This window comes from Deltaproteobacteria bacterium, from assembly GCA_003194485.1.
Lineage (GTDB): Bacteria > Desulfobacterota > Dissulfuribacteria > Dissulfuribacterales > UBA3076 > UBA3076.
The window spans coordinates 1-2,479 of sequence record PQXD01000070.1 but is presented as its reverse complement, the minus strand read 5'-3'; the positions used below and the strand labels follow the sequence as shown (position 1 = coordinate 2,479).

Genomic DNA, 2,479 nt, shown 5'->3' with positions numbered 1-2,479 from the left:
GGAATAAGGCTCTTATGACAATGAATCTCAATAATCAGCATTTCCAGAAAGTCCAGAGGGGCATAAGGCCAAAATTTGGCCGAATCGAAATCTTCGGCTGATATGATTTACGGGACACGCTCCAATACCGAGGATGCGGATATTTCTGAAATTACCACCGAGCTTGCCATGAAAGAGATCGCCTTAAAGGCATCTTATGCAACGGCATCAAAGATAGAGAATCTTACAATACTCGATTTTCTCAAATAAGTGGGAGAAGATGCTGATCCTGACAAGGAAGTTAGGCGAATCAATCAGAATAGCCGATGAGATCAAGGTTACTTTTTTAGAGGTCAGGGGAAAGCAGGTAAGTATAGGGATAGATGCTCCTAAACATGTTTCCGTTCATCGTGAGGAAGTTTATCAAATGATTCAAGAGCAGAATATTTTTGCTGCACAATATGACGTCCTTGGCGATAAGAAATTGTCTCATATATGGGATAGATTAAAAAAAGAAAAGGAGAAAATTTAGTGAGGCTTTCTACCACCCGCTTCGGGGATATCGATATTGATGAATCCAGGGCCATTATGATGAAGGCAGGGATATTGGGTTTTGAGCATCTAAAAAGATATGTACTTCTTGTACAGGATGAAGAAATTTTATTTTGGTGGTTCCAATCCGTTGATGACGGTTCAGTAGCCTTTGTTGTGATAAATCCCTTTGTTATTAAACCTGACTATAAACCGATTATTCAGGATAATGATGTAGAATTACTCGAAATAGAATCGCCTGAAGATGTAATTTTGATGTCAATTGTAACGATTCGCTCTGATCCATTCAGGGTGACAGCAAATCTAAGGGCTCCGATTGTAATAAATCTAAAAAAGAGACTGGCAAAACAGATTATCCTTGATAAACCAGATTACCCTATCCAATATTCTATGATGGATAATAAATTGATCTTAGGAGAGGAATCTTATAAGAAGGAGGAAATAATCGCCTCTGCCCTGTCTATATAAAAGTGAAATTTGAAATTTGAAATTTGAAATTGGGAAAAACACAAAGACGTAGATGCGTTACCTAATTTCAAATTTCGAATTTCCAGTTTCGACAAAATGGCAAGGTTTTTTCTATGCCCTTTTGTCAAAGAGGATCCCGATCATCTCGTCAATTTTGGCGGCCAGGTCCAGGAGTTGCTCCGGAGGAATCTCTCTGATCAGCTTTCCGCTGTCTTGGTCTGTTATCTTTACAATGGTCCGGCCAGTCGCCTTGTGCACTGAAAACTGAAAATTTACATCGTGCATTATACGTATGTTTTCCTGCACCTGGTCAAGTAAAGATGTCGAGACCTCCGTTTTACGTGTTTCCTTTGGTATTGGCTCGTTCAGCCGGGATACAGTCTTCTCCGGCTTTGCCTTGGCAGCAAAATCCACACTGTTTTCAAGGGGACTGATGCTGCTGATATTCTGCACAGCTTCTACCATCATTTTATTTATTTACCCCCTTTTTGATTTGTATCCTGGATTGGCCTGAGCTTGCGGCCCCCAGGCATATCCAACTTCATAGATATAAGCAGCGATGCAACATAGCTTACTTACTGCATATTGTTGCAGACCAAGCGTTTTGGGCATAGGCACCAGCCATTCTCTTCCTCTCAACAAATGTCCTCAATTCTCTGCCTATCTCATCCCGCCTTTTCCTGATTTCTGCTATAATCCCGCCGACCTGATCATGTACTTCTTTTACCAGATCAAGCAGATCCGGATCTTTGCTGAAGCCCGTCCTATTCAGCTTATCCATCACATAATCGTGCTCTTTCGTCAGGAGTATTAACGCATCAATATCCACTTCGTGAGCGGCCCTTCTCGCCTTCGACGTAATGTCAAGGAGCCTTCTAAACAGGGATTCATGCGGTTCAGATTGCAAGACAAAATCTCCTCTGTGTTCCGTATTTCTCGACCTCAAGGTGAACAGGCATTTCAGTGCATTTCTCTTTAACCGCTCCCTCGAATCCCTCTTTCAATTCAGACAGGAGTCTCTCCACCTCATCAAGGGCCTCAGCATCACTATCCATATTTGCAACGGTCAACCGGTCCATCATATACCGGTACAGCCTGGAGAGATTTTCAGCCAGAGGGCCTCCTATTTCCCTGTCCAGGGCACAGTCAAGCTCTGTAAGGATCGCCATTACCTTTGAGATATTCTCGCCCCTTATCTTGGGACTCTTCTCCTCAATTCCTATCCGTGCAAACCTTACATATTTCAGTGCGCCGTCATAAAGCATCAACAGGACCTTATCATTTCTGTCGGTCATGTGAGCCATTGAATTATTATAGGCCGTATATGCACCGCCTGTCATAATGAATCTCCTTTCTCTGGATATTTCATATAAGATACAGGCAGCAAGCACCGGGTAGGCTGCTTGCCATACAATTACTGCCATTGGTCTGAAGATTCTTTCATAGAGCAACCATTTTTTGAGTCAACTCCTCAATTTTT

The 2,479-nt window shown here is 42.3% G+C and carries 5 protein-coding genes; 2 read left to right on the top strand and 3 right to left on the bottom strand.

From position 1 onward, the window contains the following. The first annotated feature begins 259 nt into the window (after positions 1 to 259). Positions 260 to 511, top strand: coding sequence for a carbon storage regulator (gene csrA / locus C4B57_12095; protein PXF50493.1), 252 nt, complete (start codon positions 260 to 262; stop codon positions 509 to 511). Beyond that, positions 511 to 999, top strand: coding sequence for a flagellar assembly protein FliW (locus C4B57_12090; protein PXF50492.1), 489 nt, complete (start codon positions 511 to 513; stop codon positions 997 to 999). Before csrA ends, C4B57_12090 begins: the two co-directional genes overlap by 1 nt. Before the next feature lie 111 nt (positions 1,000 to 1,110). On the opposite strand, the gene C4B57_12085 is transcribed toward C4B57_12090, so the two are convergent. From C4B57_12085 to fliS, 3 genes are all read right to left on the bottom strand, one after another. Beyond that, positions 1,111 to 1,467, bottom strand: coding sequence for a hypothetical protein (locus C4B57_12085; protein PXF50491.1), 357 nt, complete (start codon positions 1,465 to 1,467; stop codon positions 1,111 to 1,113). 103 nt (positions 1,468 to 1,570) lie between these two features. After that, positions 1,571 to 1,906, bottom strand: coding sequence for a hypothetical protein (locus C4B57_12080; protein PXF50490.1), 336 nt, complete (start codon positions 1,904 to 1,906; stop codon positions 1,571 to 1,573). Further along, a complete protein-coding gene (gene fliS / locus C4B57_12075; GenBank protein ID PXF50489.1) occupies positions 1,896 to 2,450 on the bottom strand; it encodes a flagellar export chaperone FliS in 555 nt (184 codons plus the stop codon). Before fliS ends, C4B57_12080 begins: the two co-directional genes overlap by 11 nt. Positions 2,451 to 2,479 lie beyond the last annotated feature (29 nt).

What these genes read in the sequence shown, in the direction of transcription:
- csrA (PXF50493.1), top strand. Translation starts at nt 260, where the DNA reads ATGCTGATCCTGACAAGGAAGTTAGGCGAATCAATCAGAATAGCCGAT.
- C4B57_12085 (PXF50491.1), bottom strand. Translation starts at nt 1,467, where the DNA reads ATGATGGTAGAAGCTGTGCAGAATATCAGCAGCATCAGTCCCCTTGAA.